Origin of the sequence: Pseudoxanthomonas koreensis, from assembly GCF_041890415.1 — a bacterium.
In the GTDB taxonomy this organism is placed as follows: domain Bacteria; phylum Pseudomonadota; class Gammaproteobacteria; order Xanthomonadales; family Xanthomonadaceae; genus Pseudoxanthomonas; species Pseudoxanthomonas koreensis_A.
The window spans coordinates 1700876-1725963 of record NZ_CP169056.1 but is presented as its reverse complement, the minus strand read 5'-3'; the positions used below and the strand labels follow the sequence as shown (position 1 = coordinate 1725963).

General features: G+C 70.5%; 29 protein-coding genes. 23 read left to right on the top strand and 6 right to left on the bottom strand.

Features of this window, described 5'->3' with window-relative positions:
- Positions 1–2: 2 nt before the first annotated feature.
- Genes ACEJ41_RS07875 through asnS form a run of 3 tightly spaced genes read right to left on the bottom strand, consistent with a single transcriptional unit; the run spans position 3 to position 2015 of the window.
- The gene (locus ACEJ41_RS07875) at positions 3–308 is read right to left on the bottom strand and encodes a hypothetical protein (RefSeq protein ID WP_374011744.1); all 306 of its coding nucleotides are present in this window, start codon (positions 306–308) and stop codon (positions 3–5) included.
- Positions 305–610 carry a hypothetical protein gene (locus ACEJ41_RS07870; protein ID WP_374011743.1) on the bottom strand — a complete coding sequence of 102 codons (306 nt, stop codon included), beginning with the start codon at positions 608–610 and terminating at the stop codon, positions 305–307. Before ACEJ41_RS07870 ends, ACEJ41_RS07875 begins: the two co-directional genes overlap by 4 nt.
- A 4-nt stretch (positions 611–614) precedes the next feature.
- Positions 615–2015, bottom strand: a complete 1401-nt coding sequence (gene asnS, locus ACEJ41_RS07865; protein WP_374011742.1) for an asparagine--tRNA ligase — start codon at positions 2013–2015, stop codon at positions 615–617.
- 180 nt (positions 2016–2195) lie between these two features.
- Here asnS and ACEJ41_RS07860 point away from each other — a divergent pair, with 180 nt between their 5' ends.
- The 10 genes from ACEJ41_RS07860 (at position 2196) to cydC (ending at position 12701) form a co-directional block, all read left to right on the top strand.
- Positions 2196–2519: a HesB/IscA family protein gene (locus ACEJ41_RS07860; protein ID WP_374011741.1), complete on the top strand. Its 324-nt coding sequence runs from the start codon at positions 2196–2198 to the stop codon at positions 2517–2519.
- A 79-nt stretch (positions 2520–2598) separates the two neighbouring features.
- Positions 2599–4398 (top strand): DUF885 family protein, encoded by a 1800-nt coding sequence (locus tag ACEJ41_RS07855; RefSeq protein ID WP_374011740.1) that lies wholly within the window; start codon positions 2599–2601, stop codon positions 4396–4398.
- A 158-nt stretch (positions 4399–4556) separates the two neighbouring features.
- Positions 4557–5003: a 30S ribosomal protein S6 gene (gene rpsF / locus ACEJ41_RS07850; protein ID WP_374011739.1), complete on the top strand. Its 447-nt coding sequence runs from the start codon at positions 4557–4559 to the stop codon at positions 5001–5003.
- An 11-nt stretch (positions 5004–5014) separates the two neighbouring features.
- Positions 5015–5245, top strand: a complete 231-nt coding sequence (gene rpsR, locus ACEJ41_RS07845; protein WP_374011738.1) for a 30S ribosomal protein S18 — start codon at positions 5015–5017, stop codon at positions 5243–5245.
- Positions 5246–5313: 68 nt separating this feature from the next.
- A complete protein-coding gene (gene rplI / locus ACEJ41_RS07840; RefSeq protein WP_374011737.1) occupies positions 5314–5763 on the top strand; it encodes a 50S ribosomal protein L9 in 450 nt (149 codons plus the stop codon).
- A gap of 196 nt (positions 5764–5959) precedes the next feature.
- Positions 5960–7360, top strand: a complete 1401-nt coding sequence (locus tag ACEJ41_RS07835; protein ID WP_374011736.1) for a replicative DNA helicase — start codon at positions 5960–5962, stop codon at positions 7358–7360.
- A gap of 102 nt (positions 7361–7462) precedes the next feature.
- Entirely contained in the window at positions 7463–8152 is a 690-nt protein-coding gene (locus ACEJ41_RS07830) for an OmpA family protein (RefSeq protein ID WP_374011735.1), read from the top strand.
- Between the two features lie 337 nt (positions 8153–8489).
- Positions 8490–9050 (top strand): MgtC/SapB family protein, encoded by a 561-nt coding sequence (locus ACEJ41_RS07825; protein WP_374011734.1) that lies wholly within the window; start codon positions 8490–8492, stop codon positions 9048–9050.
- Between the two features lie 82 nt (positions 9051–9132).
- A complete protein-coding gene (gene cydD / locus ACEJ41_RS07820; protein WP_374011733.1) occupies positions 9133–11037 on the top strand; it encodes a thiol reductant ABC exporter subunit CydD in 1905 nt (634 codons plus the stop codon).
- Positions 11034–12701 carry a thiol reductant ABC exporter subunit CydC gene (gene cydC, locus ACEJ41_RS07815; RefSeq protein WP_374011732.1) on the top strand — a complete coding sequence of 556 codons (1668 nt, stop codon included), beginning with the start codon at positions 11034–11036 and terminating at the stop codon, positions 12699–12701. The genes cydD and cydC overlap by 4 nt, the downstream gene beginning before the upstream one ends.
- 20 nt (positions 12702–12721) lie before the next feature.
- Here the strand turns inward: cydC and ACEJ41_RS07810 are convergent, their stop codons facing one another.
- Positions 12722–13465, bottom strand: coding sequence for a Crp/Fnr family transcriptional regulator (locus tag ACEJ41_RS07810; RefSeq protein WP_374011731.1), 744 nt, complete (start codon positions 13463–13465; stop codon positions 12722–12724).
- A 138-nt stretch (positions 13466–13603) separates the two neighbouring features.
- On the opposite strand from ACEJ41_RS07810, the gene hisS reads away from it, so the two are divergent.
- The 10 genes from hisS (at position 13604) to hisIE (ending at position 22816) form a co-directional block, all read left to right on the top strand.
- The gene (gene hisS, locus ACEJ41_RS07805; RefSeq protein WP_374011730.1) at positions 13604–15037 is read left to right on the top strand and encodes a histidine--tRNA ligase; all 1434 of its coding nucleotides are present in this window, start codon (positions 13604–13606) and stop codon (positions 15035–15037) included.
- 240 nt (positions 15038–15277) lie between these two features.
- Positions 15278–15604, top strand: a complete 327-nt coding sequence (locus tag ACEJ41_RS07800) for a YerC/YecD family TrpR-related protein (RefSeq protein WP_374011729.1) — start codon at positions 15278–15280, stop codon at positions 15602–15604.
- Positions 15601–16533 carry an ATP phosphoribosyltransferase gene (hisG, locus tag ACEJ41_RS07795; RefSeq protein WP_374011728.1) on the top strand — a complete coding sequence of 311 codons (933 nt, stop codon included), beginning with the start codon at positions 15601–15603 and terminating at the stop codon, positions 16531–16533. The genes ACEJ41_RS07800 and hisG overlap by 4 nt, the downstream gene beginning before the upstream one ends.
- Entirely contained in the window at positions 16530–17861 is a 1332-nt protein-coding gene (gene hisD / locus ACEJ41_RS07790; RefSeq protein ID WP_374011727.1) for a histidinol dehydrogenase, read from the top strand. Before hisG ends, hisD begins: the two co-directional genes overlap by 4 nt.
- Positions 17858–18964, top strand: coding sequence for a histidinol-phosphate transaminase (gene hisC / locus ACEJ41_RS07785; RefSeq protein WP_374011726.1), 1107 nt, complete (start codon positions 17858–17860; stop codon positions 18962–18964). Before hisD ends, hisC begins: the two co-directional genes overlap by 4 nt.
- Positions 18961–20037, top strand: a complete 1077-nt coding sequence (gene hisB / locus ACEJ41_RS07780; RefSeq protein ID WP_374011725.1) for a bifunctional histidinol-phosphatase/imidazoleglycerol-phosphate dehydratase HisB — start codon at positions 18961–18963, stop codon at positions 20035–20037. The genes hisC and hisB overlap by 4 nt, the downstream gene beginning before the upstream one ends.
- 2 nt (positions 20038–20039) lie before the next feature.
- The gene (hisH, locus tag ACEJ41_RS07775; RefSeq protein WP_374014094.1) at positions 20040–20636 is read left to right on the top strand and encodes an imidazole glycerol phosphate synthase subunit HisH; all 597 of its coding nucleotides are present in this window, start codon (positions 20040–20042) and stop codon (positions 20634–20636) included.
- Positions 20636–21391, top strand: coding sequence for a 1-(5-phosphoribosyl)-5-[(5-phosphoribosylamino)methylideneamino]imidazole-4-carboxamide isomerase (gene hisA, locus ACEJ41_RS07770; protein ID WP_374011724.1), 756 nt, complete (start codon positions 20636–20638; stop codon positions 21389–21391). Before hisH ends, hisA begins: the two co-directional genes overlap by 1 nt.
- Positions 21385–22158: an imidazole glycerol phosphate synthase subunit HisF gene (gene hisF / locus ACEJ41_RS07765; RefSeq protein ID WP_374011723.1), complete on the top strand. Its 774-nt coding sequence runs from the start codon at positions 21385–21387 to the stop codon at positions 22156–22158. The genes hisA and hisF overlap by 7 nt, the downstream gene beginning before the upstream one ends.
- Positions 22151–22816: a bifunctional phosphoribosyl-AMP cyclohydrolase/phosphoribosyl-ATP diphosphatase HisIE gene (gene hisIE, locus ACEJ41_RS07760; RefSeq protein ID WP_374011722.1), complete on the top strand. Its 666-nt coding sequence runs from the start codon at positions 22151–22153 to the stop codon at positions 22814–22816. Before hisF ends, hisIE begins: the two co-directional genes overlap by 8 nt.
- A gap of 31 nt (positions 22817–22847) precedes the next feature.
- On the opposite strand, the gene smpB is transcribed toward hisIE, so the two are convergent.
- Complete coding sequence (gene smpB, locus ACEJ41_RS07755; RefSeq protein WP_374011721.1) at positions 22848–23363, bottom strand: SsrA-binding protein SmpB; 516 nt, start codon at positions 23361–23363, stop codon at positions 22848–22850.
- A gap of 47 nt (positions 23364–23410) precedes the next feature.
- On the opposite strand from smpB, the gene ACEJ41_RS07750 reads away from it, so the two are divergent.
- Together ACEJ41_RS07750 and ACEJ41_RS07745 are read left to right on the top strand one after the other, a co-directional pair.
- A complete protein-coding gene (locus tag ACEJ41_RS07750; RefSeq protein WP_374011720.1) occupies positions 23411–23839 on the top strand; it encodes a type II toxin-antitoxin system RatA family toxin in 429 nt (142 codons plus the stop codon).
- A gap of 2 nt (positions 23840–23841) precedes the next feature.
- On the top strand, positions 23842–24102 hold the full coding sequence (locus ACEJ41_RS07745; RefSeq protein WP_374014093.1) for an RnfH family protein: 261 nt from the start codon (positions 23842–23844) through the stop codon (positions 24100–24102).
- 2 nt (positions 24103–24104) lie between these two features.
- Here ACEJ41_RS07745 and ACEJ41_RS07740 read toward each other — a convergent pair whose 3' ends face one another.
- On the bottom strand, positions 24105–24506 hold the full coding sequence (locus tag ACEJ41_RS07740; protein WP_374011719.1) for an outer membrane protein assembly factor BamE: 402 nt from the start codon (positions 24504–24506) through the stop codon (positions 24105–24107).
- A gap of 161 nt (positions 24507–24667) precedes the next feature.
- Here ACEJ41_RS07740 and fur point away from each other — a divergent pair, with 161 nt between their 5' ends.
- The gene (gene fur, locus ACEJ41_RS07735; protein ID WP_374011718.1) at positions 24668–25075 is read left to right on the top strand and encodes a ferric iron uptake transcriptional regulator; all 408 of its coding nucleotides are present in this window, start codon (positions 24668–24670) and stop codon (positions 25073–25075) included.
- Positions 25076–25088: the final 13 nt, after the last annotated feature.

Below are 25088 nucleotides of genomic sequence, written 5' to 3'. Positions count from 1 at the left end.
GCTCAGGCCCGCCGGCCCAGGCTGATCGACATCAGGGCGACCAGTTCGGCATCGCCGCGCGCGCGCGGCGGTGCCACCTCGTCCAGGGAGAAGCCGTGTTCGAGGGCATCGTCCTCGTCCAGCCCGTCGAACTGGACGTAGCCGGCGTCCAGCAGCATCGCGCGTGCGGTGTCGAGGCTGTCGTAGGCGTGGTACTGGCCGTCGTGGTCGAACACCTGCGCGGTGCCGGCCTCGCGCTCGTCCAGGCGCGCCCAGTGCAGGGTGTGGCCAAGCACGGCCAGCCACCAGGTGGGGGTGGCGGCGCTCACAGCACCACCTCGGACACCAGCCAGAGCAGGCCGGCCAGGGACAGGCCGGTGATGATGGTGACCAGCGCGATCCGGGCCGGCGTGGCCAGGCCGCTGAGCGAACCGTCCCCGGTGGCGCGATAGCCGCCGGTGAGCAGCCAGCGCAGGGCGGCCGGTGCCAGGAATGCGCCAGGGCCGAAGTCGGCATCGGTGCCGGCGTGCCGGTCGCGGATGTGGACCAGGGTCAGCGGCCAGAAGATCACGAACGCGGTGAACCCGGCGATGGCCACGCCGACGAAGCACAAGGCGAAGAACAGGATCATGCCGCTAGAACTCCGCGTTGCCCGGGGAGCGCGGGTAGGCGATGGCATCGCGGATGTTGGACAGGCCGCACACGTAGACCACCAGCCGCTCGAAGCCCAGGCCGAAGCCGGCATGCGGGACCCCGCCGTAGCGGCGGAAGTCGCGGTACCAGCCGTAGTGTTCCGGATCCAGCCCGAACTGCGCCATGCGCGCGTCGAGCACGTCCAGGCGCTCCTCGCGCTGGCTGCCGCCGATGATCTCGCCGATGCCCGGGGCCAGCACGTCCATCGCCGCCACGGTGCGGCCGTCGTCGTTCAGGCGCATGTAGAACGCCTTGATGTGCTCGGGGTAGTTCATCACCACCACCGGGCGGCCGACGTGTTCCTCGGTCAGCCAGCGCTCGTGCTCGGTCTGCAGGTCCAGGCCCCATTCGACCGGGAAGTCGAACTTCCTGCCGGACTTCTGCAGCAGGGTGATCGCATCGGTGTAGTCGATCCGCTCGAATGGTGCGTTGACGAAGGCTTCGAGGCGGGTGATCGCGTCCTTCTGCACGCGCTCGGCGATGAAGGCCATGTCGTCGGCGCGCTCGGCCAGCACCGCGCGGAACAGGTACTTGAGGAACTCCTCGGCCAGGTCCGCATCGGCGGCCAGGTCGGCGAAGGCGATCTCCGGTTCGATCATCCAGAACTCGGCCAGGTGCCGGGTGGTGTTGGAGTTCTCGGCACGGAAGGTGGGGCCGAAGGTGTAGACCTTGCTCAGTGCCAGGCAATGGGCCTCGACGTTGAGCTGCCCGGACACGGTGAGGAAGGTTTCCTTGCCGAAGAAGTCGCGCGAGAAGTCCACCGCGCCGTCCTTGGTGCGCGGCAGGTTGGCCAGGTCCAGGGTCGAGACCCGGAACATCTGGCCGGCGCCTTCGGCATCGGAGGTGGTGATGATCGGGGTGCTGATCCAGTAGAAGCCGCGCTCGTGGAAGAAGCGGTGCACGGCCTGGGCCAGGCAGTGGCGCAGGCGGGTGACCGCGCCGAACAGGTTGGTGCGCGGGCGCAGGTGGGCGAATTCGCGCAGGTACTCCAGCGAGTGCTGCTTTGGCTGCATCGGGTAGGTGAGGGGGTCGTCCACCCAGCCCACCACCTCCACCTGCGAGGCCTGGATCTCGAACGCCTGGCCCTGCCCCTGGGAAGGCACCAGGGTGCCGGTGGCGATGACCGAGCAGCCGGCAGTCAGGTGCCTGACCTCCGACTCGTAATTGCCCAGGGTGGACGGCGCCACCACCTGGATCGCGGCGAAGCAGGAGCCATCGCTGACGTTGACGAAGCTCAGCCCGGCCTTGGAGTCGCGCCGGGTACGCACCCAGCCGCGCACCGTGACCTCGCCGCCGGCAGGGATCCTGCCCGCGAGCGCATGTTCGACGCTGACCAACGTCATGGCTTGAATCCTTCTGGCGTGGGGCCCATATGGGAGCGGAAGTGTAGCGGCTGCGGCCGCATGGGCGCGAGACGGGCCGCGCCGGCGCGGCCGTGCATCGGCGCGCGGGGCGCACGCCCATGCACCAGGCCGCCGCCGTCCGCGCCTATAATTGTCCTGCATCCGTGGAGGTCCCGCAGCATGGCCGTCACCCTCACACCCGTCGCCCTGGACCGCGTGCAGCGCTTCCTGCAGCGCGACACCACCGCCCTGGGCCTGCGCTTCGGCGTGGCCCGCACCGGCTGTTCGGGCTGGGGCCACGTGGCCGACCTGGCCCATGACCGGCGCGCCGACGATGCGGTGTTCGAACAGGACGGCGTGCGCATCTTCGTCGACGCCAAGAGCCTGCCGCTGGTGGATGGCACCGAGATCGACTTCGCCCGCCAGGGCCTGGGCGAGACCTTCGTCTTCCGCAATCCCAATGCCACCGCCGAGTGCGGCTGCGGGGAGAGTTTCACCACCTGACCGGCCGCCGGGACTTCCGGCAGGTCCGTGCCGCGGGCGTCCGCGCTAGGCTGCGCGTTGGCCACTGCGGGAGATTCCGATGCGCCGTACCCTCGTTGCCATGGTCCTGGCGGCCTGCTGGGTTCCCGCGCTGTGCGCGCCGGCGGCCGCGCCGGCCACCGCGTCCGCTGCCCGCGCCGATGCGGCCGCCGCGCTGCACCGCCTGTTCGATGCCGAGTGGGAGCGGGGCCTGCGCGAATCCCCAGAGAATGCGGCCTACCAGGGCGACCACCGTTTCGACGACCGCTGGGCCGACATGAGCCTGGCCGCCATCGCCCGGCGCCACGCCGCCGAGCGTGAGGCGCTGGCCGCCTTGCGGCGGATCGACCGGGCCGTGCTGTCGCCCGCCGACCAGCTCAACTACGACACCTTTGCCTGGTTGCAGGAACGGGCGGTGCAGCGCCAGCGCTTCGGCGAGCACCTGCAGCCGGTGGGCCACCAGGGCGGGGTGCAGACCGCCGATGGCATCGCCGAGCTGCTGCCGTTTGCCGATGCGCAGGACTACCGCAACTGGATCGCGCGGTTGCAGGCGCTGCCGCTGCTGCTGGAGCAGACCACGACGCTGATGCGGGCCGGCATGGAGGCCGGCAGCATGCCGCCGAAGGTGCTGATGCAGCGGGTGCCGGCGCAGATCCGCGCGCAACTGGTGGACGACCCGGCCGCCAGCCCGTTCTACAAGCCGTTGCGCGACATGCCCGCTTCGATTCCGGCCGCCGAACAGGAGGCGCTGCGGAAGCAGGCGCGCGCGGCCATCGCCGAGCGGGTGGTCCCGGCCTATCGCGCGTTCGGGCGGTTCTTCGAGCAGCAGTACCTGCCGCAGGCCCGGGCCGGCATCGCGGTCACCGAGCTGCCGGACGGACCGGCCTTCTACGATTTCCTGGCTGGCTGGTACACCACCACCGACCTGGACGCCGGGCGGATCCATGAAATCGGCCTGCAGGAGGTGGCGCGGATCCGCGCCGAGATGGAGCAGGTGCGCCGCGAGGTCGGCTTCGAGGGCGACCTGCACGCATTCTTCGAGCACCTGCGCAGCGACCCGAAGTTCTTCTACCAGGAGCCGGCGCAACTGCTGGAGGCCTACCAGGCCATGTCCAAGCGGGTCGACCCGGAGCTGGTGAAGGTATTCGGCACCATCCCGCGGCTGCCCTACGGGGTGCGCCCGATCCCGGACACCATCGCCCCGGACACCACCACCGCCTACTACCAACCCGGCGCCGTGGACGGCAGCCGCGCCGGCTACTACTACGTCAACCTGTACAAGCCGCAGACCCGGCCGAAGTGGGAAATGCTGGCCCTGACCCTGCACGAGGCCGTGCCCGGCCACCATTTCCAGTTCGCCCGTGGCGCCGAGCTGCCGGACCTGCCGCTGTTCCGCCGCACCGCCTACTTCGTGGCCTACGGCGAGGGCTGGGGCCTGTACGCCGAACGCCTGGGCTACGACATGGGCCTGTACGCGGACCCCTACGACCGCATGGGCCAGCTGGCCTACGACATGTGGCGCGCGGTGCGCCTGGTGGTGGACACCGGCATGCATGCCAAGGGCTGGAGCAGGCAGCAGGCGATCGACTACTTCATGGACAACGCGCCCAAGACCGAACAGGACGTGGTCAACGAGATCGACCGCTACATCGCCTGGCCGGGGCAGGCCCTGGCCTACAAGATCGGCCAGCTGAAGATCTCGCAGCTGCGCGAGCAGGCCGCGCGCGAGCTGGGGCCGGCCTTCGACCTGCGCGCCTTCCACGACGCGGTGCTGGAAACCGGCTCGGTGCCGCTGGAAACCCTGGAGGCCCACATCCAGGCCTGGATCACGCAGCGCAGGCGCGGCGCGGCCGGGGGCTGAGCCTCCCGACCGGCCCATTTGCACCCGGGTCCGCCGCCCGGCATACTTTCCGGCTTCCTGCGCCGTTGCCTGGCGTGGGAACCCTTGCCCCACCGCTTCCGTTCCGGTCGACGGGGGGCTGCCAGGCCCGCACAGGGCCTCATCCACGAGGAATGACAATGCGCCATTACGAAATCGTGTTCCTGGTCCACCCGGACCAGAGCGAGCAGGTGCCGGCCATGATCGAACGCTACAAGACGGCGATCGAGAATGGCCAGGGCACCGTCCACCGCCTGGAAGACTGGGGCCGCCGCCAGCTGGCCTATCCGATCCAGAACCTGGTCAAGGCCCACTACGTGCTGTTCAACGTGGAAACCGACCAGGCCGTGCTGGACGAGCTGGTCGAGACGTTCCGCTTCAACGACGCGATCCTGCGCCACCTGGTCATCCGTCGCGACGGCCCGGATACCGAGCAGTCGCTGATCATGAAGAGCAAGGACGAGAAGAGCGACAAGCCCGAGCGTAGCGAGCGCCGCCGTCGCGACGAGGATGGCGAAGGCAGCTCCGCCTCCGCCGATGCCGACACCGATACCGACGGCAACAACGCCGACGCCGAAGCAGCCTGAGGAATACCCACATGTCCAAGTTCTTCCGCCGTCGCAAGTTCTGCAAGTTCACCGCCGAGGGTGTCAAGGAGATCGACTACAAGGATCTCAACACCCTGCGCCAGTACCTCACCGAGAACGGCAAGATCGTCCCCAGCCGCGTCACCGGCACCAAGTCGCGCTACCAGCGCCAGCTGTCGACCGCGGTCAAGCGCGCGCGCTTCCTGGCCCTGATCCCGTACACCGACAACCACGACATCTGACGTCCAATCCGGACAGCGATCGTTGCGGCGCCTTGCATGGCGTCGCTAACGGATAAAGGAGCAATACGATGGAACTGATCCTTCTGCAGAAGGTGACCAACCTGGGCAACCTGGGTGACAAGGTCACCGTCAAGCCAGGCTATGGCCGCAACTTCCTGGTCCCGCAGGGCAAGGCCGCGCCGGCAACGGCCGCCAACCTGGCCGAGTTCGAGGCCAAGCGCGCCGACTACGAGGCCAAGGCCAAGGCCCAGCTCGACGAGGCCAATGGCCGCCTGGCCCGCTTCGAGGATGCCAGCGTCACGGTCAAGGCCAACGCCTCCACCGAAGGCAAGCTGTATGGCTCGGTCGGCCCGCGCGACATCGCCGATGCCTTCGTTGCCGCCGGCCTGCCGGTGGAAAAGAGCGAGGTGGTGATGGTCGATGGCCCGATCCGCCACGTGGGCGAGTTCGAGGTGCAACTGCAACTGCACACCGACGTGCAGACCACGGTCAAGGTGGTGGTTGAGCAGGAAGCCTGAGCGCTCACCTGCACGCTGTACCGTCGAGGGCGCCCCAGGGCGCCCTCGGCATTTCCGGGGTTGCCGACTGTCGCCTCCGGTGAGATGCCCACCGGTTATGCACAGGGTTGTGCGTGGCGCCGCGCCGCCGGCATCCCTAGGATGGCTCGCCGGCCCGCGCCCGGCCGCGCCCGACGCTACCGCTGGAGTTTCGCCCATGTCCGCCCGCCCCGGCTTCCGCAACGACCGCAGCAGCGAGGCCCGCATCGAACAGCTCCGGGTGCCACCGCACTCGGTGGAGGCCGAGCAGGCAGTGCTGGGCGGGTTGATGCTGGCGCCGGAGGCCTATGACAGCGTCGGCGACATCCTGGTGGAAGGCGACTTCTACCGGCGCGACCACCTGCTCATCTACCGCGCCATCCGCGAGCTGGCCGAGAAGAGCCGCCCGTTCGACGCGGTGACCCTGGGCGAGTGGTTCGACTCGCAGGGGTTTTCCGAACAGATCGGCGGCGGCGCGTACCTGGTCGAGCTGGCCACCACCACGCCCTCGGCAGCCAACATCCGCGCCTATGCCGAGATCGTGCGCGACAAGGCGGTGTTGCGCCAGCTGATCGAGATCGGCACCGGCATCGTCAACGACGGCTTCCAGCCCGAAGGGCGCGACAGCGCCGCGCTGCTGGCCAAGGCCGAGCAGGAAGTGTTCGCCATCGCCGAGGCCGGCTCGCGCGGGCGCCAGGATTTCACCCCGGTCAACCGCGCCCTGACCGAAGCCTTCGAGGTGCTGCAGAGCCGCTACAACAGCGGCGGCGGCGTCACCGGGCTGGCCACCGGCTATACCGATTTCGACGAGATGACCGCCGGCCTGCAGCCGACCGACCTGATCATCCTTGCCGCGCGCCCGGCCATGGGCAAGACCACCCTGGCGCTGAACATGGCCGAGTACGCGGCGATGAAGTCGAAGAAGCCGGTGGCGGTGTTCTCGATGGAAATGTCCGCCTCCCAGCTGGCCCTGCGCCTGATCTCGTCGATCGGGCGGGTCAACGCCACCCGCCTGCGCACCGGCCAGCTCGAGGACGAGGACTGGAGCCGGGTGACCAGCGCGATCAAGCTGCTGCGCGACGCCCGGATCTTCATCGACGATACCCCGGCGCTCTCCCCGGACGTGCTGCGCTCCAAGGCGCGGCGGCTCAAGCGCGAGCATGGCCTGGGCCTGATCGTGATCGACTACCTGCAGCTGATGCAGGTGCCGGGCAACAGCGAGAACCGCGCCACCGAGATCTCCGAGATCAGCCGCTCGCTCAAGGCCCTGGCCAAGGAGCTCAACGTGCCGGTGGTCGCGCTGTCCCAGCTCAACCGCTCGCTGGAAACGCGCACCGACAAGCGCCCGGTGATGGCCGACCTGCGCGAGTCCGGCGCCATCGAGCAGGACGCGGACGTGATCGTGTTCATCTACCGCGACGACTACTACAACCGCGAGAACTCGCCCGACAAGGGCCTGGCCGAGGTGATCATCGGCAAGCAGCGAAACGGCCCGACCGGGTCGGTCAAGCTGAAGTTCTTCGGCGAGTACACCCGTTTCGACAACCTCAGCCACGACGCGGTCGGGGTGTTCGAGTAGCTCCGGGCGGGCAACATCCGGCGTTCACGCATGGCGACGTAGCATCCGGGCGTCCGTGGCCGCTGCGGCGTGCAGCGGCCCGTCCATGCAAAGGAGCGTGTCATGAATATCCGCAAGCAGACCCGCCAGCAGGCCCCGATGCTGCTGGCCATTGCCATGGCCACCATGGTGGTCGCCGGCTGCCAGACGACCGACCCCTACACCGGCCAGCAGCAGATGAACCGGACCAGTCGCAACGCCCTGATCGGCGCCGGCATCGGCGTGGCCGCCGGCCTGCTGACCGGCGACAGCGCGGTGGAGCGCCGCCAGCACGCCCTGATCGGTGCCGGCGTCGGTGGCCTGGCCGGTGGCGCGGTGGGCGCCTACCAGGACCGCCAGCAGGCGGCGCTGCGCGACAGGCTGCAGGGCACCGGGGTGGATGTCAGCCGCACCGGCGACAACATCACCCTCAACATGCCCGGCAACATCACCTTCGCCTTCAACAGTTCCAACCTGGCGTCCGAGTTCTATCCGGTGCTCAACAACGTGGCCGGGGTGATGAAGGAATACGACCAGACCGTGGTCGAGGTCGCCGGCCATACCGACAGCGTGGGCAGCGACGAGGTCAACCAGCGCCTGTCCGAACAGCGTGCCAACGCGGTCACCCAGTACCTGGTCGCGCAGGGCCTGAACCCGCAGCGCTTCATCACCATCGGTGCCGGCAAGCGTCATCCGGTGGCCAGCAACGACACCGAGGCCGGCCGCGCGGCCAACCGCCGGGTCGAGATCACCCTGGTGCCGGTGCGTTCCTGAGCCTGCCAGTTCCTGCCAGCCGTCACGTCGAGCGGGCCGCGCAAGCGGCCCGCTTTTTTGTGGCTCTGTACCCGGGGCGGGGATGTGCACCACCTTGCCGTCGGGATGCAGCGAGGCGGGAGGTTGATCGCGGCGGTGCGGCACGATGCCTGCTGCCGCTCATGTCCCCCGGCTGCGGCCTGCGGCCGCAGCCTCCTCCTTGACTTCCCGTCAGCAGGCATCGCACCACGCCGTGTCACGTTCATCGGCCGCTGCAGGCAGGAGCCGGCCTTGCCGGCGACCACCATGGCTGGGCGTCTTCACGGCGCCTGGGCGACGCCTGCGCCATCGTGCCGGCATGGAATGGATCGAACAACTCCGGGTGCTGCCCGGCGTGCTGTATGCGATGGCGCTGGGCGGTGCCATCGGCCTGGAACGCGAGCTCAAGGACCGCCCAGCCGGATTCCGCACGCACATGCTGGTGGCGGGCACGGCCGCGTTGCTGCTGGGCCTGAGCACGATGGTGCTGGAGGACGCGCACTACGCTGGCACCGGCCTGCGGATCGATCCGCTGCGCCTGGTGGAGGCGGTGGTGGCCGGTATTTCCTTCATCGGTGCCGGCACCATCTTCGCCAGCCGCAACGGTCACGGTGTGGAAGGCATCACCACTGCCGCTTCGCTGCTGACGGTGGCGGCCATCGGCATCACCGTGGGTTTTGGCTACTACGTGCTGGCGCTGGCGGTCACCCTGCTGACCCTGGTGGTGCTGACCGTGCTGCGGGCGCTGGAGCGGCGCGCGCTCGCCGTCGCCGGCCAGGACGCGAGTGGACGGCCGCCGGCTGCGGCGAAGGTCCCGCAGCCCCGACCCGGGGTGCCGGCACCGGTGCGCAGCACCGACGGCGATACCCGGCAGCCGTGACCCGCCGGCAGCGCAGCCTGCATCCCTGAGCCGATGCTCCGGCGCGCACTGCGCCACGACGGTGTCGTGCCCGCTGCCTACAATGGCCGCCACTTCAGTTCCCGCCGGGCACGGATTGGCCGACATCATCGAAACCGAACATCCGGCCGCCCCGGCGCAGGAGCGCGTGCTGCGCAAGCGTCGCCAGCAATGGCTGTTGTCGCTCACCGCCGCTGCGCGAGGCCGCCGGCGGCTGGCCGCGGTGTGTACCGTGGCGGCAGGATGGTTGTTGCTGCCGCAGGCCTGGGCACTGGCCGTGCTGCTGCAGGGCGTGCTGGTGGATGCCGATCCGCCGCTGCGCTGGAGCGGCTGGTTTGCGCTGCTGGCGGTGGTGTTGCTGGTGCGGGCGTTGCTTGGCTGGGTGGCCCGGGACGCGGCAGGCGAGGTGGCCGAGGCGGCCAAGCTGGAACTGCGCGCCCGCCTGTACCGCCAGCTCCAGGCCCGCGGCCCGCGCTGGTTGCGCGCCCGCCGCAGTGGCGCCCTGGGCGAACTGCCGCTTGCCCACGTGGACGCACTCGATGGTTTCTGCGCCGGCTACCTGCCGGTGCGCGCCGAAGTGGCCTGGGTGCCGCCGGTGCTGGTGCTGGCGGTGTTTGCCGTGGACTGGTTGCCGGCCTTGGTCCTGCTGGTGGCTGCGCCGCTGGTGCCGTTGTTCATGGCGCTGGTGGGAATGGGTGCCGAAGCCGCCAGCCGCGAGCAACTGGCCGAGCTGGCGCGCATGGGCGGGCACTTCGCCGACCGGCTCAAGGGCCTGGGCCTGATCCGCCTGTACGGGCGCGGGCCGGCGGAACTGGACGGCATCGTGGCGGCGGCCGAAGGCGTGCGCGAACGCAGCATGCGCGTGTTGCGCATCGCGTTCCTGTCATCGACCGTGCTGGAGTTCTTCGCATCGCTCAGCGTGGCGGCGGTGGCGCTGTACTTCGGCCTGGGCTACCTGGGCCTGCTCGGCGATGCCGCACCGGAGCTTGGTGCCGGCCTGTTCTGCCTGCTGCTGGCGCCGGAGTTCTTTGCGCCGCTGCGGCGCCTGGCCGCGCATTACCACGACCGCGCCGCGGCCCTGGCCGCCGCGGCCGAGATCGAATCGGCGCTGGGCGAACTGCCCGGCGCCTTGCCATCGCCGCGTGCGCACGCCGCACCCGTGCACGTGCCCGGTGCTGCGCAGACTGGCAACAGCCCGGCCAGCGGCGCGGAAGTGGCCGCTGCCGGCGACCGCGCCGATGCCGGCGACCGCCTGCCGGACCGGGCAAGCAGTGGACGCCCTCGTCGCGTCGCCCCCGATGCCGGTGCCGCGTCCCCGCTGCTGCAGGTGCGCGACCTCGCGCTGCGAGTGGCACCGGGTGCGGACCCGTTGTTCGCGCCGGTGTCCTTCGCCCTGGCGCCGGGCGACCGGCTGGCACTGGTCGGGCCCAGTGGCTGCGGCAAGAGCACCTTGCTGGAGGCAGTCGCCGGCTGGCTGCAGCCGGCGCAGGGTACTGTCGAGCTTCGGCCCGGAGCCATCGTGGCCCATGCCGGGCAGCGTCCGTACCTGTTCCATGGCAGCCTCGCCGACAACCTGCGGCTGGCCTGCGCCAATGCCGATCAAGTTGCCGATCCCGAACGGCTGCTGGCGGCTGCGCGGACCGCCCAGGTGATGCGTTTCGCGCAGGGCCTGCCACAAGGGCTGGACACGGTGATCGGCGAGCGCGGCTTCGGCCTGTCCGGCGGCGAGGCGCGCCGGGTCGGGCTGGCGCGTGCGCTGCTGGGCAACCCGCACCTGCTGTTGCTCGATGAGCCCACCGCCTTCCTTGATGCCGAAACCGAGATGGCGCTGCTGGAGGCGCTGTCCGCCTACGCCGCCGGACGCGCGGTGCTGGTCGCCACCCACAGCCCGGCGGTGATGCGCTGGGCCGGTCGCTGCCTGGAGTTGCCCGGCGGCGCGGTGCATGCGGCCGAAGGAGGGGGCCGGTGAAGCAGTTGCCCGACGACGGACTGCGCGCGGTATTCGCCCGCCATCGCACACGCATGCTTGCCGCCGCGGCGTTGCTGCTGGCGACGATGCTGGCCGGCATTGCCCTGCTTGGCCTGGCTGGCGGCTTCATCACTGCCGCCGCGCTGGCCGCCGGCACGGCCGCCGGCTTCAACTATTTTTCGCCATCGGCAGGGGTGCGTGCGCTGGCGCTGGCGCGCATCGCATCGCGTTATGCGGAAAAACTGGCCGGGCACGACGCGACCTTGCGGGTTGCACGCGACCTGCGCGGCTGGTTCTTCCGGCGGGCGCTGCCGCTGGCGCCGGCGCGACTGGGCGTGCTGCGCACCGGTGAGCTGCTGGCCCGGCTGATGGACGACATCGGCCGCGTCGATGGACTGTTCGTGCGCGCGCTCGGTCCGCTGGCGGCCATGGCCGGGGCGGGCCTGCTGGGAATCGGATGGGCCGCATGGGTCGACCTGCGCGCCGGCTTGCTGCTGGCTGTGGCGGCGCTGGCGGTGGGCGGCGGCGTGCCGGCCGTGGCCGCGTGGCGCGGGCGTGCGCGCGAGCGCCGGCACGCCGCGTTGCAGGCCAGGTTGCGCATGCGCGTGCACGAAGGCATCGAGGGCGCCACCGAGTTGGCGGCGATGGCGGCCAGCGGGCGTTGGGCTGGTCGCGTGGATACGGCAGCCGCTGCACTGGCCGCCAGCGGCCGCCAGCGTCGGCGCCGGCTGGCGGTTGCCGACCTGCTGCACGCGCTGTGCGGCATGGCCGCGCTGCTGGCGATGACCGCGCTGGCCGCCTCGGCCGTGCATCGCGGCCAGGTGCCAGCGGCGCATGCCGCTGCCCTGGTGTTCCTCACCCTTGCGCTGCTGGAGACGTGGGCGGGCATGGGCCTGGCGTGGCAAGCGCTGCAGGGCGGGCGGGCATCGGCCCGGCGCCTGCGCGCCGTGGTCGAACAGCCGGTGACGGTGCGCGATCCGGCGCGGCCGGTGCCGGTACCGGGCACGGACACGTTGTGCATGCAGGGCGTGGTGTTCGCCCATCCCGGCGGCCGGCGCGTGCTGGACGGCGTGGAACTGGCCGTTGCACCGGGTCAACGGGTGGCCATCGGTGGCGACAGTGGCGGCGGCAAGAGCACCCTGGCCGCGCTGGCGATGCGGATCCATGATCCAGCGGCGGGCACGGTGAGCTGGGGCGGTGTGGACCTGCGTGATGTGGCCCAGGGCGACTGGCATGCGCGGGTGGCGTGGATGCCGCAGGACGCGCCGGTATTCGCCGGCAGCGTGCGCGAGAACCTGCGCATGGGCCACCCGGATGCGGACGAGGCATCGATGTGGCGGGTGCTGTCCGCGCTTGGCCTGGACGGGCGGGTGCGCGCGTGCGGCGGGCTGGACGGCGAGGTGGGCGAGGGTGGCGCGCTGCTGTCGGCCGGGCAGGCACGGCGGCTGGCATTGGCCCGCGCGCTGCTGCGTCCTGCACCGCTGCTGGTGCTGGACGAACCCACCGAGGGCCTGGACGTGGATGCTGCGGCCGCCTTGCTGCTGGACCTGGAGCGCGCGCTGGGCGCACGCAGCCTGCTGCTGATCAGCCACGGCCCGGTGCCCGATGCGCTGCCCTGGCGCCGGTTGCGGTTGCAGGACGGTCGCCTCCAGGCTGCCCCCTGACCCGCGCAGCGGGTGCCGGCTCAGGCCGGGTTGAGCGCTTCCAGGCCGGCGAAATCGAGGATCTCGACCCGGTAGATTTCCGGCAGCGCGATCAACCCGCGGGTGCGCAGGGTGGTCAGGCAGCGGCTGACCGTCTCCACGGTCAGGCCCAGGTGGTCGGCGATGTCGGCGCGCGGCATCGGCAGGGCCAGCGAGGCGGCAGGTTCTCCGCTGCGTGCCTGCTGCGCGGCCAGCCTGAGCAGGAAGTCGGCGATGCGCTCGGTGGGAGTCATGCGCGCCAGCGCCATCAGCTGGTCGCGCGCCGAATCCAGTTCCATGCATGCGCGCTCGAGCAGCTTGCGTTGCAGGTGCGGGAAGCGCGTGCCCAGGCGCTGCATCGCCTCCACCCCGAAGCGGCACAGTTCGGTTTCGCCCAGTGCCTCGATGTCGTGCTGGTGCACGGCCGCGCCGCTGAGGCCGACGAAGTCGCCGGGCAAGGCGAAGCCGGCGACCTGGCGGCGGCCGCCGGCCGACAGCCGCACCAGGCGCAGCGCGCCGCGGGTGACCGTGTACACATGGCGCCGCGGCTCGCCCTGGCGCGCCAGCACCGTGCCGGGCGCCAGTACCTGTGCACCGGCCAGCGCGTCCAGTGCCTGGACCTCCTCGCCGGCCAGCACCGAGCACACCGCCAGGTGGCGCACCCTGCAATGCATGCACGGCCCCAGCGGGCCGCTGTCGGCGGGTGGGGGCGTCAGACAGGGGCTGTCGAATGGGGGCCAGGACATGCGGGCGGCAGGTGGCGAAAGAGTTGCGCATGATACCGGCAAGTGGCAGGCCGGCCGCGCGCATCCGAGGGCGCGGCCGCCGCGCCCGGCGCGGTAGAATCGCAGCTCCCGATCGTGCGTCACGCAGGAGTTTTCCGCTTGATCAAGCCCCGCACCCCACCCGGCATCATGGAGCTGCTGCCGCGCGAGCAGATCGCCTTCCAGCGCATGCTCGACGTCATCCGCCGCAACTACGAGCGCTTCGGCTTCCTGCCGGTGGAAACGCCGGTGTTCGAACTGTCCGAGGTGCTGCTGACCAAGACCGGCGGCGAGACCGAGCGCCAGGTGTATTTCGTCCAGTCCACCGGCGCCCTGGCCAATGCGGCCGCCGCGGCCGGGTCGGGCAGGGACGAGGGCGAGGCTGCCGCGCTGCCGGAACTGGCCCTGCGCTTCGACCTGACCGTGCCGCTGGCGCGCTACGTGGCCGAGCACGAACACGCGCTGACCTTCCCGTTCCGCCGTTACCAGGTGCAGCGGGTATACCGCGGCGAGCGCGCCCAGCGCGGGCGCTTCCGCGAGTTCTACCAGTGCGACATCGACGTGATCGGCAAGGACACCCTGAGCATCCGTTATGACGCCGAGGTGCTGGCGGTGATCCACTCGGTGTTCTCCGAGCTGGGGATCGGCGCATTCCGGGTGCAGGTGAACAACCGCAAGCTGATGCGCGGGTTCTTCCAGGCCCAGGGCGTGGACGACCCGCAGCAGCAGGCGCTGGTGCTGCGCGAGGTGGACAAGATCGACAAGCGCGGCGCCGACTACGTGCGCGACACCCTGGCCGGCCCGGAGTTCGGCCTGCCGGCGACGTCCGTGGCCCGGATCCTGGAGTTCGTGGCGGTGCGTTCGACCTCGCACGCCGATGCCCTGGCCCGGATCGACGCGGTCCTTGCCCAGGCCGGCGATGCCGCCAACGACGCCCTGCGCGCCGGTGCCGCCGAGCTGCGCGACGTGCTGGCCCTGGTCAAGGCGCTGGGCGTGCCCGAGTCGGCCTACTGCCTCAACTTCTCCATCGCCCGCGGCCTGGACTACTACACCGGTACCGTCTACGAGACCCAGCTGGTCGAGCACCCGGAAATCGGCTCGATCTGCTCCGGCGGCCGCTACGAGGACCTGGCCAGCCACTACACGAAGTCGAAGTTGCCCGGCGTGGGCATCTCCATCGGCCTGACCCGGCTGTTCTGGCAATTGCGCGAGGCCGGCCTGATCGCGGGCATCGCCGAGAGCAGCGTGCAGGCGATGGTGGCGCTGATGGATGAGGCGCGGCTGGACCAGGCCCTGGACCTTGCCCGCCATCTGCGCGCAGGCGGCATCAACACCGAAGTGCAGATGGAGGCGCGCAAGGTCGCCAAGCAGTTCCAGTACGCCGCGCGCGCCGGCATCCGGTTCGTGGTGCTGGCCGGCGAGGACGAGCTGGCGCGCGGCGTGGTCGCGGTCAAGGACCTGGCGCGCGAGCAGCAGTTCGAGGTACCGCGCGATGAACTGGCCGGCACCCTGCGGGTGGAGCTGGAGCAGGCCCGGGCCCTGGCCGGACGCTAGCGCGGCACCAGGCCCCGGCGCGTGCCCGTGTATGCCGGGGCACGCCGGGGCACGCCGGGGCACGCGATTGGCACGGGTTCGCGTCCTGCAGGAGCGGCCCCGGCCACGATCCAAGCCAGTAATCCTGCGCCAGCGCCAGCCCGTGCAGGGCACTGCGGCCGGCAGCGCGTGCTTGACCATGGTGGCCCGGCTCTGTTCCAATGTGATAGCACGTTAATACATTGGCAGTACTGGATCGGCATGAAACGCCGCGGCGACGACAACCCGAGCGAGGAGCGCAAGCTGGAGCTGCTGGCCCAGGCCCTGGCCGCGCTGCGCGAGCCCGGCCACGTGCGTGCCTTCCTGGAAGACCTGTGCACCCCCGCCGAACTGGAAGCGATGAGCGACCGCTGGCGGGTGGTGCCGTTGCTGGAGCAGGGCGTGCCGTACCGAGAGATCCATGAGCTGACCCAGGTCAGCGTCACCACCATTGGCCGGGTTGCGCGCACGCTGGAGCGCGGCACCGGTGGTTATGCGCTGGCCCTGCGCCGCCGCTCCCGTACCGCCAGCGCGAGAAACGCATCATGACGCTTACCCTGGGCACCGCCACCCGCGACCGCCTGCGCATCGCCATCCAGAAGAGCGGCCGCCTGGCCGAGCCGGCACGCAAGCTGCTGGCGGCCTGCGGCCTGAGCTGGCGCGAAAGCCGCGACAAGCTGTTCTGCTACGGCGAAACGCTGCCGGTGGACCTGCTGCTGGTTCGTGACGACGACATCCCCGGCTTGATCGCCGATGGCGTCTGCGACCTGGGCGTGGTCGGCCGCAACGAACTGGAGGAGCAGGCCGGCACGCGCCTGCGCAACGGCCTGGCGCCGGCCTACCGCGAGTTGCGCGGGCTTGGCTTCGGCCAGTGCCGGCTGATGCTGGCGGTGCCGGAGGACTGGGACTGGACCGGACCCGGGCAGATCAAGGACAAGGGCCTGCGCATCGCCACCAGCTACCCGGCCATCCTCGGCCAGTGGCTGGCGCGCGAGGGCATCGACGCGCAGGTGGTGGAACTGTCCGGCTCGGTCGAGATCGCCCCGCGCCTGGGCACGGCCGAACTGATCTGCGACCTGGTCTCCAGCGGCGCCACCCTGGTCGCCAACCAGCTCAAGCCGGTGGAAAACCTGCTCGACAGCGAGGCGGTGCTGGCCGGTCCGGCAGGCAGTTTCGATGATGCCCGTGCCGGCCTGGCGCAGATGCTGCTGCGGCGGGTGGACGGCGTGCTCCAGCTCAAGGACCGCAAGCTGCTGATGTTCAACGCCGCGCGCGAAGCGCTGCCCGCACTGGAGCAGTTGCTGCAGGATGCTGGCCCGCTGGTGGTCGTGCCCGACCAGGGCCGGCCCGGCGGCAACGGCACCCTGGCCCTGCAGACCATGTGCGAGGGCACGGTGAGCTGGCAGCAACTGGAGGACCTGGAGCGCGCAGGTGCGCGCGGGTTGATGGTGTTGACCGTGGAGAGGTCGCTGGCATGAACGCTGCCGCCGCCGGGGATGTCGCCGCCTGGAACCGACTGGAATGGAGCGCGCTGGATGCCGGCGCCCGCGCCCGTGCGCTGACCCGCCCGGTGCAGGCCGTGGCCCAGGACACGCGCCGCGCCGTGGCCAGCGTGCTCGATGCCGTGCGCGAGCATGGCGACGAAGCGCTGCGCGCGCTGACCGCGCGCTTTGACCGGGTGGAACTGCAGCGTTTCGAAGTCGATGCCGCCGAATTCGCCGCCGCCGAGGCCGCGGTGGCACCGGAACTGCGCCAGGCCATGGTCGAGGCGATGCAGCGGATCGAGGCCTTCCACCGCGCCGGCATGAGCCAGGGCTATGTGGTCGATACCGCGCCGGGCGTGCGCTGCGAGCGCATGATCCGGCCGGTGCCGCGGGTGGGGCTGTACGTGCCCGCCGGCAGCGCGCCGTTGCCGTCCACCGCATTGATGCTGTGCGTGCCCGCGCGCCTGGCCGGCTGCCGCGAGGTGGTGGTGTGCACGCCGCCGCGCGCCGATGGCAGCGCCGATCCGGCGGTGCTGGTGGCCGCGCGCCTGGCCGGCGTCGGCCGGGTATTCAAGCTCGGTGGCGCCCAGGCCGTGGCCGCGCTGGCCTACGGCACCGCCAGCGTGCCCAAGGTCGACAAGATCTTCGGCCCGGGCAACAGTTACGTGGACGAGGCCAAGCGCCAGGTGGTGCAGGGCGGTGCGGCGGCCATCGACATGCCGGCCGGTCCGTCCGAAGTGCTGGTGATCGCCGACCAGGGCGCAAACCCGGCCTTCGTCGCCGCCGACCTGCTGTCACAGGCCGAACACGGCCCCGATTCCCAGGTGCTGCTGCTGTCCGACAGTGCAGCGCTGATCGACCAGGTGGAACAGGAACTGGCGGTGCAGCTGGCCGCGCTGCCGCGCGTGGAGATCGCGCGCAAGGCGCTGTCGGCGTCGCGCCTGATCCGGGTGGAGTCGCTGGAGGAAGCGTTTGCGATCAGCAACGACTACGCGCCCGAGCACCTGATCCTGGCCCTGCGCGAGCCGCGCGCCTGGCTGGAGCGGGTGGAGGCGGCCGGCTCGGTATTCCTCGGCGACTGGACCCCGGAGGCACTGGGCGATTACTGCAGTGGCACCAACCACGTGTTGCCGACCAATGGCGCGGCCCGGGCATGGAGCGGGGTGAGCGTGGGCAGCTTCCAGAATGCGGTCAGCGTGCAGGCCGCCAGCCGCGAAGGCCTGCTCGCCATCGGTGCCTGCGCGGTGACCCTGGCCCGCGCCGAGCAACTGGATGCACACGCCAATGCAGTGGTGCTGCGCATGCAGGAAGCCTCGGCATGAACGCGCCTGGACCGGCGGCGAGCGACCCGCTGCTGTCGCTGGTGCGCGAGGATCTGCGCGGCTTCGGCGGCTACGCCTCTGCGCGCACCTGCGACGTGCGCGGCGAGGTATGGCTCAACGCCAACGAAAGCCCGTGGGCCAATCCAGCCGACACGGCCGGCAGCAGCCGCCGCTATCCGGATCCGCAGCCACCGGGCCTGCGCGAGGCGCTGGCCCGGGTCTATGCCTGCAGCCAGGAACAGCTGCTGATCGGACGTGGCAGCGACGAGGCCATCGACCTGCTGGTGCGGGTGCTGTGCACGCCCGGCCGCGACGCGGTGCTGAGCACGCCGCCGGTGTTCGGCATGTATGCGGTCAGTGCCCGCCTGCAGAATGCACCGCTGCTGGAAGTGCCCCTGGTCGACGGGCCGGCCGGCTTCAGCGCCGACCTCGAGGCCGTGGCCGCTGCCGCCGAGCGCGGTGCGGCCAAGCTGGTGTTCCTGTGCTCGCCTTCCAACCCGACCGGCGCCAGCGTGCCGCTGGACGGCATCGCCGCCCTGGCCGCACGCCTGGAAGGCCGCGCGCTGGTGGTGGTGGACGAAGCCTATGGCGAATTCTCCGCGCAGCCGTCGGCGATCAGCCTGATGGAAGCGCATCGCAACCTCGCCGTGCTGCGGACCTTGTCCAAGGCGCACGCACTGGCGGCCGCGCGGATCGGGGTGCTGGTGGCCGATCCGGCGCTGGTGCGGGTGCTGCGTGCCTGCCAGGCCCCGTATCCGGTGCCCACGCCGTGCGCGCAGCTGGCCACCGCGGGGCTGTCGCCCGAGGCCCTGGCCCGGACCGCAGCAGGTGTCGAGCAGGTCCGAAGCGAGCGCGCGCGCCTGGCCACCGCGCTGGCGGCCATGGACGGCGTGACCCGGGTCTACCCGTCCGACGGCAACTACCTGCTGGTGCGCCTGGCCGATGCCGGCACCGCGTTCGAGCGGCTACTGGCCGCCGGCGTGGTGGTCCGCGACCAGCGCGCCGCACCGCAACTCCACGATGCACTGCGCATCACCGTGGGCACCCCCGAAGAGAACGACCGCGTCCTGGCTGCACTGGGCGCGAAGGAAACCATCGCATGAGCACTCCCATCCTGTTCGTCGACCGCGACGGCACCCTGATCGAGGAGCCGGAAGATTTCCAGATCGACGCCTACGCGAAGCTGCGCTTCGTCCCCGGCGTGATCCCGGCGCTGCTGCGCCTGCGCGATGCCGGCTGGCAGTTCGTGATGGTCTCCAACCAGGACGGGCTGGGCACGGAGGGCTATCCGCAAGCCAGTTTCGACGGCCCGCACGAGCTGATGATGCAGGTATTCCAGAGCCAGGGCATCAGCTTCCGCGACGTGCTGATCGACTGCAGCTGGCCGCACGAGAACAAGCCCACGCGCAAGCCCGGCATCGGTCTGGTGCTGCCCTACATCCAGGACCGCGGCATCGACTGGAAGCGCTCGGCGATGGTCGGCGATCGTCCCACCGACAATGAGTTCGCCGCCAACCTGGGCATCCGCGCGTTCCAGCTCAAGACCGCGCAGTTCGGCGGTGAATGGGATTGGGCCGGCATCGCCCACGAACTGGTTGCCGCGCCGCGCCGGGCGGTAGTGGAGCGCAATACCCGCGAGACCCGGATCCGGGTCGAGGTGGACCTGGACCGGGTGGCCGACCCGCAGGTCCACACCGGGCTGTCGTTCTACGACCACATGCTCGACCAGATCGGCAAGCACGGCGGCTTCGAACTGAAGATCCGCACCGACGGCGATCTGCACATCGACGAGCACCACACCATCGAGGACACCGCCCTGGCGCTGGGCCAGGCGCTGCGCGAGGCGCTGGGCGACAAGCGCGGCATCGGCCGCTACGGTTTCACCCTGCCGATGGACGAGACCTGCGCCAGCGCGGCGCTGGATTTCAGCGGCCGGCCCTACCTGGTGTTCGAAGGCAGCTTCAGCCGCGAGCGGGTGGGGGACATGCCCACCGAACTGGTTCAGCATTTCTTCCGCTCGCTGTGCGATGCGGCGGGCATGAACCTGCACATCACCGTCACCGGCGACAACGACCACCACAAGGTCGAAGCCAGCTTCAAGGCGCTGGCCAGGACCCTGCGCCAGGCGATCCGCATCGAGGGCAACGTGTTGCCCTCCACCAAGGGCGTGCTGTGAGCCTGGATGTCGCGGTGATCGACGCCGGCGGGGCCAACCTGGGCTCGGTCTGCTATGCACTCGAACGCCTGGGCGTGCAGCCGCGCGTGGTGGCCGACGCGGCCGGGCTGGAAGGTGCCGGCCGGGTGATCCTGCCCGGCGTCGGTGCCGCCCCCGAGGCCATGCGCCGGCTGCATGCGCAGGGGCTGGTGCAGCCGTTGCGCGCACTGCAGGCACCGCTGCTGGGCATCTGCCTGGGCATGCAACTGCTGTACGAGCACTCGCAGGAAGGCGATGTCGAATGCCTGGGCCTGGTGTCGGGGACGGTGCGCAAGCTGCCTGCGGCGCCGGGTATCCGGGTGCCGCACATGGGCTGGAACGTGCTGCGTCAAATGCGTCCTTCGCCGCTGCTCGATGGCGTGGGCGAGGGCGCCAGCGCCTACTTCGTGCACAGCTATGCCGCACCGCTGACTGCCGACACGGTTGCCGCCAGCGACCACGGCGGCCTGTTTACCGCGGTGGTCCAGCATGGCCGCCACTGCGGCGCCCAGTTCCACCCCGAGCGCTCGGCCACCACCGGCGCGCGCATCCTCCGCAACTTCCTGGAGATGGAATTCTGATGGGTGTATTCACGCTCTATCCCGCACTGGACATCCGCGGCGGCCGTGTCGTGCGGCTGGCCCAGGGCGACTATGCGCGCGAGACGCAGTACGGCGATGATCCGTTGCCGCGTGCGGCTGCCTTTGCCAGCGCCGGTGCACGCTGGATGCACCTGGTCGACCTGGATGCGGCCAAGGCCGGCGGCTACACCCTGGGTCCGCTGCTGGGCGACATCGCAGGCCAGACCGGCCTGCAGGTGCAGACCGGTGGCGGCGTGCGCTCGCGCGATGACGTGGCCCGGATCCTCGATGCCGGAGCGGCACGGGTCGTGGTCGGGTCGCTTGCGGTGCGCGAACCGGAGGCAGTGACTGCCTGGCTGGCCGAGTTCGGCGGCGAGCGGATCACCGTGGCGCTGGATACGCGCCAGGACGCGGCCGGCGTGTGGAAGTTGCCGGTGCACGGCTGGACCGAGGATGCGGGCGCCACCCTGGATGAGCTGCTGCCGCGTTACCTCGATGCCGGCCTGCGCCACCTGCTGTGCACCGACATCGCCCGCGACGGCATGCTGTCCGGCCCCAACCTGGAGCTGTACGCACACCTGCGCGGGCGTGCCCCGGGTGTGGCGGTGCAGGCCTCGGGCGGCGTGCGTGACGCGGCCGACGTGCGCGGCGCGCGCGAGGCGGGCTGCGCCGGCGCGGTGCTCGGCCGCGCCCTGCTCGAGGGCCGCCTGGCGCTGGCCGACGCGCTGGCCGAAGAGCAGGGCGCACCATGCTGAGCCGGCGCATCATCCCGTGCCTGGACGTGCGCGACGGGCGCGTGGTCAAGGGCGTGCGCTTCCGCGACCACGTGGACATGGGTGACATCGTCGAGCTGGCCCTGCGTTACCGCGACCAGGGCGCCGACGAACTGGTGTTCTACGACATCGGCGCCAGCCCGGAAGGGCGCTCGGTGGATTACGCCTGGGTGGAGCGGGTGGCGCGCCTGATCGACATTCCGTTCTGCGTGGCCGGTGGCATCCGCGAGGTGGAAACCGCGCGTCGCGTGCTGCATGCCGGCGCCGACAAGATCTCGGTCAACTCGCCGGCGCTGGAGCGGCCGGCGCTGGTGTCCGAGCTGGCCGACGCCTTCGGCGTGCAATGCGTGGTGGTGGGCATCGATTCGATCCGCGAGGACGACGGCCAGTGGCGGGTGCGCACCAATACCGGCGATCCCACCCGCACCCGCGCCCCGGGCGCGCGCACCCTGGACTGGATTGCCGAGGCCCAGCGCCTGGGCGCGGGCGAGATCGTGCTCAACTGCATGGACAACGACGGCGTGCGTCGCGGTTACGACGTGGAACAGCTGCGCCAGGCGCGTGCGCTGTGCCGGGTGCCACTGGTGGCGTCCGGGGGTGCGGGCGAGATGGCGCACTTTGCCGACGTGTTCGAACAGGCCGACGTGGACGGTGCGCTGGCCGCCAGCGTGTTCCACAGCGGCGCCATCCCCATTCCGGAACTCAAGCGTTTCCTGCGGGAGCGCCAGATCGAGGTGCGTCATGTCTAGCCCCAGCCCGAATGCCGCCATCGGCCAGGTGTCCGCCGAGTCGCTGGACTGGGACAAGACCGATGGCCTGCTGCCGGCAATCGTCCAGGATGCGGACAGCCTGCGCGTGCTGATGGTCGGCTACATGGACCGCGAAGCGCTGCGCGTGACCCAGGGCACCGGGCTGGTCACGTTCTTCAGCCGCAGCAAGCAGCGGCTGTGGACCAAGGGCGAGAGCTCCGGCCATGTGCTGGAACTGGTGGGCATGCAGGCCGATTGCGACAGCGACGCGTTGCTGGTGCTGGCCCGGCCACGTGGCCCGACCTGCCACCTGCAGCGCGCAAGCTGCTTCCCGTCCGCACCGGCGGTGTCGGCCACCGCGGTGCCGCATGGCGAAGTCGGCTTCCTCGCCGAGCTGGACGCGCTGGTCGCCGTGCGCGCCAGCCAGCGCCCGGAAGGCAGCTACACCACGCGCCTGTTCGAGGCCGGGGTGCGCCGCATCGCGCAGAAGGTGGGCGAGGAGGGCGTGGAAACGGCGCTGGCCGGCGTCGCCCAGAACGACGAACAACTGCTGGGCGAGTCGGCCGACCTGATCTATCACCTGGTGGTGCTGCTGCATTCGCGCGGGTTGTCGCTGGCCGATGCAGTGCAGGTGCTGGCGCAGCGCCACAGGCAGTAGGCGCGCGCCGCCGGAGCAGCGTCCTTCCGGATCAGGCGTCCTTGTTGCGGTGGCGCATGGCCCGCTGCTTCTCGCGTTGCCAGTCGCGATCCTTGGCGGTGTCGCGCTTGTCGTGCTCCTTCTTGCCCTTGGCCAGGGCAATCTCCAGCTTGACCTTGTTGCCGCTCCAGTACATCGCGGTGGGCACCAGGGTGTAGCCGTCGCGCTCGACCCGGCCGATCAGCTTGTCGATCTCGTGCCGGTGCAGCAGCAGCTTGCGGGTGCGGCGGTCATTGGCCACCACGTGGGTGGAGGCCTGGATCAGCGGGGTGATCTGGGCGCCGATCAGGTAGATCTCGCCATCCTGGACGTAGGCGTAACCGTCGGTGAGGTTGGCGCGTCCGCCACGGATCGCCTTGACCTCCCAGCCCTGCAGCGCCAGCCCGGCCTCGAACCGGTCCACCAGGTGGTATTCGTAGCGCGCGCGCTTGTTCAGCGCGATCGTGCGCTGGGTCGGTCCGGCCTTCGCCTTGGTCTTTGCCTTATCATGGGCGGGCTTCTTGCTCATCGGCCCATTGTCTCCCAATTCGCGCGCCCGCAGACGTATTCCGCTCCATGCCAAGCATCCAGCGCAGCGCCCTGGTCGCGCATCCGGCCTCCCGCATGTTCGACCTGGTCAACGACGTGGCCGCTTATCCGGGCCGGTTCTCCTGGTGCGAGGACGCCCAGGTGCTGGAGCAGGACGAGGACAGGGTGCTGGCGCGGCTGGATCTCGGACTGGGCGCATTGCGCACCTGGTTCACCACCGAGAACCGCCTGGAGCGCCCGGCGCGGATCGACATGCAACTGCGCGACGGCCCGTTCAAGCGCCTGCACGGGGTGTGGACCTTCGACCGGCTGGACGAATCGGCGTGCAAGGTGACCCTGACCCTGGATTTCGAACCGTCCTCGCGCCTGCTCGGGCCGGTGTTCACGCTGGGCTTCCAGGGGCTGGCCGACCGCATGGTCGATGACTTCGTGCGCGTGGCCGACCGGGGCCAATGACGATGCTGCGGGTACAGGTGGTGGCTGCCTGGCCGCACCGGCACCTGCAGCGCGAGTTGCTGCTGGAAGAGGGCGCCACGGTGGCCGATGCGGTGCGCCTGGCCGGGCTGGCGGCGGCGCCGGTGGCCGGCTATGCGGTGTTCGGGATCGGCGCGCAGCCCGCGCAACCGCTGTGCGATGGTGACCGGGTGGAGCTGCTCAGGCCGTTGCAGGTCGACCCGAAAGAGGCGCGGCGCAGGCGCGCGGCAACCCGCGCACGCTGAACTCAGCGACGCGGCTTGTCCTTGTCCTTGGCCAGGTTCGGGCCGAACTGGCGCAGCGAGTTGCGGGCAAGTTCCGCGTCCTGCTCGGGGAAGTAGTCGCCTTCCCAGCGCGCCAGTTCATCGTTCTCGAAATACAGGGTCAGGGTCTTGATCTCGACCGTGCCACGGCGGTTGATGCGCTGGCTGGACGCATAGTCCCAGCGCTGGGCGTGGAACGGGTCGGTCAGCGAGGGCGTGCCGAGCAGGCCGGCGACCTGCTGCTTGCTCAACCCGGGACGCAACTGGTCCACCGCTTCCTTCTCCATCAGGTTGCCCTGGTAGATGGGTTGCTTGTACAGGACACCGCAGCCGGCAACGGCGAGCGTAAGGGGGGCGATCAGCAGCAGGCGACGAAAGCTGGGCATGCGGGCGAGGGAGACGGGGAGTGGCCCGATGATACACTCCCGGCGCCTCCCGCGGCCGCCTGCAGTACGCGGCCGCCAAGGCCAAACCCAGCGGCGCCGTGGCGCGATGCCGGTGTCCCCATGCGGGGCTGCGGCAACCGGAAGTGAATGGAGGAGTGCCCATGGAATCGAATGAACTGCGTCGCGTCGGCCTCAAGGTGACGCACCCGCGGATGCGCATCCTGCAGTTGCTGGAGCAGCACAAGCCCGAACACCACATGACCGCCGAGGACATCTACCGCCAGCTGCTCGACCGCGGCGATGAGATCGGCCTGGCCACCGTGTACCGGGTGCTCACCCAGTTCGAAGCGGCCGGCCTGGTGCTCAAGCACAACTTCGAGGGCGGCCAGGCGATGTACGAACTGGACCGCGGCGGCCACCACGACCACATGGTCGACGTGGACACCGGCAGGATCATCGAGTTCGAAAGCGCCGAGATCGAAAAGCTGCAGCGCGAAATCGCCGCCCAGCACGGCTACGAGCTGGAAGAGCATTCGCTGGTGCTGTACGTGCGCAAGAAGCGCCGCTGACCGCGCCGGAAAA

Excerpts from the sequence above, each read along its gene's own strand:
- ACEJ41_RS07870 (WP_374011743.1), bottom strand. The coding sequence starts at position 610 with ATGATCCTGTTCTTCGCCTTGTGCTTCGTCGGCGTGGCCATCGCCGGG.
- asnS (WP_374011742.1), bottom strand. The coding sequence starts at position 2,015 with ATGACGTTGGTCAGCGTCGAACATGCGCTCGCGGGCAGGATCCCTGCC.
- ACEJ41_RS07860 (WP_374011741.1), top strand. The coding sequence starts at position 2,196 with ATGGCCGTCACCCTCACACCCGTCGCCCTGGACCGCGTGCAGCGCTTC.
- ACEJ41_RS07855 (WP_374011740.1), top strand. The coding sequence starts at position 2,599 with ATGCGCCGTACCCTCGTTGCCATGGTCCTGGCGGCCTGCTGGGTTCCC.
- rpsF (WP_374011739.1), top strand. The coding sequence starts at position 4,557 with ATGCGCCATTACGAAATCGTGTTCCTGGTCCACCCGGACCAGAGCGAG.
- rpsR (WP_374011738.1), top strand. The coding sequence starts at position 5,015 with ATGTCCAAGTTCTTCCGCCGTCGCAAGTTCTGCAAGTTCACCGCCGAG.
- rplI (WP_374011737.1), top strand. The coding sequence starts at position 5,314 with ATGGAACTGATCCTTCTGCAGAAGGTGACCAACCTGGGCAACCTGGGT.
- ACEJ41_RS07835 (WP_374011736.1), top strand. The coding sequence starts at position 5,960 with ATGTCCGCCCGCCCCGGCTTCCGCAACGACCGCAGCAGCGAGGCCCGC.
- ACEJ41_RS07830 (WP_374011735.1), top strand. The coding sequence starts at position 7,463 with ATGAATATCCGCAAGCAGACCCGCCAGCAGGCCCCGATGCTGCTGGCC.
- ACEJ41_RS07825 (WP_374011734.1), top strand. The coding sequence starts at position 8,490 with ATGGAATGGATCGAACAACTCCGGGTGCTGCCCGGCGTGCTGTATGCG.
- cydD (WP_374011733.1), top strand. The coding sequence starts at position 9,133 with ATGGCCGCCACTTCAGTTCCCGCCGGGCACGGATTGGCCGACATCATC.
- ACEJ41_RS07810 (WP_374011731.1), bottom strand. The coding sequence starts at position 13,465 with ATGTCCTGGCCCCCATTCGACAGCCCCTGTCTGACGCCCCCACCCGCC.
- ACEJ41_RS07800 (WP_374011729.1), top strand. The coding sequence starts at position 15,278 with ATGAAACGCCGCGGCGACGACAACCCGAGCGAGGAGCGCAAGCTGGAG.
- hisG (WP_374011728.1), top strand. The coding sequence starts at position 15,601 with ATGACGCTTACCCTGGGCACCGCCACCCGCGACCGCCTGCGCATCGCC.
- hisD (WP_374011727.1), top strand. The coding sequence starts at position 16,530 with ATGAACGCTGCCGCCGCCGGGGATGTCGCCGCCTGGAACCGACTGGAA.
- hisC (WP_374011726.1), top strand. The coding sequence starts at position 17,858 with ATGAACGCGCCTGGACCGGCGGCGAGCGACCCGCTGCTGTCGCTGGTG.
- hisB (WP_374011725.1), top strand. The coding sequence starts at position 18,961 with ATGAGCACTCCCATCCTGTTCGTCGACCGCGACGGCACCCTGATCGAG.
- hisA (WP_374011724.1), top strand. The coding sequence starts at position 20,636 with ATGGGTGTATTCACGCTCTATCCCGCACTGGACATCCGCGGCGGCCGT.
- hisF (WP_374011723.1), top strand. The coding sequence starts at position 21,385 with ATGCTGAGCCGGCGCATCATCCCGTGCCTGGACGTGCGCGACGGGCGC.
- hisIE (WP_374011722.1), top strand. The coding sequence starts at position 22,151 with ATGTCTAGCCCCAGCCCGAATGCCGCCATCGGCCAGGTGTCCGCCGAG.
- smpB (WP_374011721.1), bottom strand. The coding sequence starts at position 23,363 with ATGAGCAAGAAGCCCGCCCATGATAAGGCAAAGACCAAGGCGAAGGCC.
- ACEJ41_RS07750 (WP_374011720.1), top strand. The coding sequence starts at position 23,411 with ATGCCAAGCATCCAGCGCAGCGCCCTGGTCGCGCATCCGGCCTCCCGC.
- ACEJ41_RS07745 (WP_374014093.1), top strand. The coding sequence starts at position 23,842 with ATGCTGCGGGTACAGGTGGTGGCTGCCTGGCCGCACCGGCACCTGCAG.
- ACEJ41_RS07740 (WP_374011719.1), bottom strand. The coding sequence starts at position 24,506 with ATGCCCAGCTTTCGTCGCCTGCTGCTGATCGCCCCCCTTACGCTCGCC.
- fur (WP_374011718.1), top strand. The coding sequence starts at position 24,668 with ATGGAATCGAATGAACTGCGTCGCGTCGGCCTCAAGGTGACGCACCCG.